At 58.3% G+C, this 3,898-nt stretch carries 3 protein-coding genes; all 3 read right to left on the bottom strand.

The genetic code is table 11. From position 1 onward, the window contains the following. Positions 1 to 1,239, bottom strand: a 1,239-nt coding sequence (locus ACLP2E_RS15110; RefSeq protein WP_442466419.1) for a metallophosphoesterase family protein, incomplete at its 3' end; no start/stop codon positions are given. 111 nt (positions 1,240 to 1,350) lie between these two features. Beyond that, positions 1,351 to 1,617, bottom strand: a complete 267-nt coding sequence (locus ACLP2E_RS15105) for a hypothetical protein (protein ID WP_442466418.1) — start codon at positions 1,615 to 1,617, stop codon at positions 1,351 to 1,353. A gap of 85 nt (positions 1,618 to 1,702) precedes the next feature. Next, positions 1,703 to 3,898, bottom strand: a 2,196-nt coding sequence (locus ACLP2E_RS15100) for a DEAD/DEAH box helicase (protein ID WP_442466417.1), incomplete at its 5' end; no start/stop codon positions are given.

Genomic DNA, 3,898 nt, shown 5'->3' with positions numbered 1-3,898 from the left:
GCCCTCCCCTTTTTCGATGACAGCCTGAGCGAGATTGCGGGCACGATCGAGCACACCGTTTCGCAGCGTCTGCAGCCATTGTTCAGACTGCGCCGCCGGTGGCAGTTTCACCCTTATTTCTGCAATGCGCGCATCGATGCGCGCGGCGAAATTTGCGCCAGCGGCTAGAGATTCGACCGCCGATTTCAAAGCTCCGGCTATCGTCGGATCGATTTCAGGTCCGCGAGCAACCGACTCGGTACGCACTTCGATCTTTTCAACCCAAATATCTGAGGCTGTGCTTGCGGCTAACATTTCGATTTCTTCGCGAACGAGCACAATGTTCTCGACGAGTTCCGCATGCAAGAGAGTTGAGCCGACAAGACGCAAACGTATGGCCAGCGCGCGGCCTTCGCAGCTACCATAAGTCCGTTCGATTGCCTCTTGTACCGTAGGCAAGAGCGCATTCCGCTGCTCAACGTGAGTCAGATCTACGTCTTCAGAGGCCCATCGAATAACGTCGAGCGCGCGATGTTCGACCGTCGCTATTTGACCGTCGACGACTTCGACGAGTGTCGCGCCTTTCGATCCAGTTTCTCGGATGCTGCGCCCTTGGAGATTTCCCGAATAGACGACATAGGGCGCCTCGCTCAAAACTCGCCAAGCGTGAACATGGCCAAGTGCCCAGTAGTGGTAACCGTGGTTAGCCAATTGTTCGACTGAGCAAGGGGCGTAGTTCTCGTGAACGTCGCTGCCGCCGCAAGCCGTATGCAGAAGCCCGATATTTACTGCCCCAACGACCGGCGCAGGATAGTCACGCGCCAGGTTCTCGTAAACATCCCGTTGAGGAAAACTGCGTCCATGAACCACGACGCCCAAATCGTCGATCGCGAATGATTCCGGTCGCCGGGCTGAAAGGAGTTTGACGTTCTCCGAATAGTCCAGACGCGCCGCGAACCGATTTTCAGCATCGTGATTGCCCGCGATCATGACGACGCGTATTCCGGCGTCACGCAGTTTGCGCATCCGGTCAGCGAAGAATAGGCCAGTGCGATAATCGCGCCACTGGCCATCAAAAACGTCCCCCGCAATGACGATGAGCCGACATTCCTCATCAATCGCGAGAGCGATCAAATTGTCAAATGCTTGGCGCGACGCATCATCAACGCGGGACGCGTAATCCTGTGATTTGGCAGCGAGTCCGATGAGGGGGCTGTCGAGGTGGAGATCGGCGGCATGGATGAAGCGAAAATTGGTCATGGAATCCCTACTGAACTTGAAGATTCGCTGAATTTTGGAAGTGGTGTAAAAGCTAACGGCGTTCCGAGAGGTCAGGGCTACACCATATTCGTTGTACCTGCAGCCCAGCTTTCAGAATTTGAGCCTTTTCAAGCGCGGTGCGGCGGTGATGATTTGGCCATCGTCAGCGACCACGAGGTAACGATCGAGACGATCGACGACCCGCGCATAGGCGTCGTGCCCAAGCGCTCGCTGCGCCTGCCGGTGCGCAGACCGGTCCATGAAACAGATTTCAGCGCCATGTCGGCGCTCGCGCCGGCCGTATTCAAGAAGGGTGGCTACGACTTCGGGGCGGATTCCGCGCTGCTGGCAGCGGACTTCAGCGTGTCTCGTGAGCATGTTGATTCCCTTCGAATTTGCCGAAGTAAAAATCGCATGGCGGGACGACAGAACCGGACATCTGAACAAAACATAAACAGCATCTTCATGCGGGCTTTGGCCTGGAGTAGGCGTTTACTGCACAAAGGGCGTTCACAAGCTTCATCTCTTCGAGCGTGCTGCACTGCACGTCCAGCAGTTTGGGGGAAGCGACGACGATGGCGAGCGCCTGAGCCCGAGAGATTGCTACGTTCAGCCGGTTGAGGCTGAACAGGAATGCGACATCACGCGGCAATTCCTGAGCACTGGACGTCGCCATGGAAATTAGAGAAACCGGCGCCTCCTGCCCCTGAAATCGGTCCACGGTGCCGACGCGCGCTCCAGCGGGAAGACGTTCACTGAGCAGGTTGACCTGCGCATTGTAAGGGCTGACGACGAGAATATCGTCGATGCCCATTGTCCGTTGCTGACCTTGGCGATCGGTGAAGGTCGCGCCGAGCAATGCCGCATGAAGAGCAACAATTTTGTCTGCCTCCTCCTCGCTCGACTGGCTGTTCCCGCTGTGTTCGACAGCTTCGAACAGCACGCCGAAATTCGGCAGGCTGTCGGCGCCGTCGATCCTGTGACGGGCCGCCCCCGCGTCGCTCGACAGACGCCCGTCGTAAACGAGATCCGAAATCAACGTGCAGACGGCAGGATGCATTCGCCGCGAAAGCGGAAGGAATATACCCCGGTCGGGTGTGATGGTCCGTTGATCCTGCATCAGATAATCAAGGGTCGACAGTCCGCTTTCGCCCGGATGCACTCCTTGCACCGGCTGAGGCAATTGCATCTGGTCGCCTACGAGAACGATGTTTTTTGCGGCGCCGGCGATGGCGACGAGGTTGGCGATCGATACTTGGCCCGCCTCGTCGATGAAGACGTGATCGAAGGATTCGGTCATTTCCGGCCGGGCGAAGAGCCAAGCTGTTCCGCCAACGACACTTGCTGTCTGAAGGATCGAGTCGTCGTTGCTGGTCGTAGCTGTGATCATCGCATCGTCGGGCTTGTCAGCTCCGATCGAGATTTTCTTGGCGATACTGATCCGCTCTCCGGCCTCCCGTGCCTGGCCGGCCATGGCCAGGAGCAGATTGTCGATCGCCTTATGCGCATTTGACGAAACGGCAACTCGTTTCCCGCAGCGGACCAATTCACGGATGGCCTTGGCGCTGACATATGTCTTCCCCGTTCCTGGCGGCCCCTGAATCGGCAAGCAGCTATTGTCCAGTGCGACGACGGCGGAGACCGCCGCGTCAACGTGATCGTCCGGTTCTTTTAGATAATCTTCCAGCAACACTCCCTTGAGGCGGGGCGGCCGACGCGCCAGAAAATGGCCAATGGCGGGGAATTGACCGTCGTCCGCAAGGAAAGACGCCGTGACCCTGTCGACAGCCACCCGCAACACGTCATTTTTGATTGGGCCGGACGGAACAAGGTCTAACTGGCCCGGAAGAGGGCCGGTCCTTTTGCTGCCTTTCAAAGCGACTTGGCGCTTCCTCCGGTCCATCTCGACGATGGTCACGGTTCCCGGCAAGCCCCGCAGGCAGACGCGCGCATTGGCGCGCAGTTTCGTTTCCTGTTTCGGATAGGCGTATTTGCGCGCGAGTCCGTCCGGCGGTGAGATTGCAGTCAGTCCGCCGAGGCTTTCGAGGTCGTCGATCAACTCATCCGTGTCCCGGCTTTGGCGGTCGAAATATTCCCACCATGCTGGCTTGTCGGCGCGACCGTGAAAGGCGTTGAGTTCGAAAAGCAGATCGGCGACCTCCGGGCCAAGCCGGTTCCGTGCGGCGTCGAGCTTGTCGCGAAGCGCCTGCCGGTCGACGTCAATCAGATCCTCTGGAGGCGCGGGGGCTTCCTCATGAACGAACCACGGCGCACCGTCCGGCCGTACCTCGATCAGCCAGTCGCGCAGACCTTTGGTCGAACGGCAGTCTATCTCGTTATAGCGCTTGATCTCGTCGAGAATATTCTGCTCTCGCGATTCGAGCCAATTCTCGTAGGCGACGATGCTGTCCCCCGCCGTCGCGACCTCGCCCGTCCGCTTCTCCATGTAGAACGCTTCGAGGTCCTTGAGCGAATAGCCAGATTCGGACGCGACAAGCCCCTGCTGCACGACACGATAAAGATCGACGAATTTCCTACCGCGCAAAAGGTGGTCGAGCATTGACTCTCCGACGCCATAGCGTTGGGTCAGCCTTTTGAGCGCCGTCACCTCATAGTGATTGTAGTGATAAATGTGGGCATCCTGGAAGGCGGCGAGCCG

This window comes from Rhodoblastus sp. (assembly GCF_052145335.1).
In the GTDB taxonomy this organism is placed as follows: domain Bacteria; phylum Pseudomonadota; class Alphaproteobacteria; order Rhizobiales; family Beijerinckiaceae; genus Rhodoblastus.
Note: the sequence above shows the minus strand (reverse complement) of the source record. Positions and strands in the feature narration are given on the sequence as shown.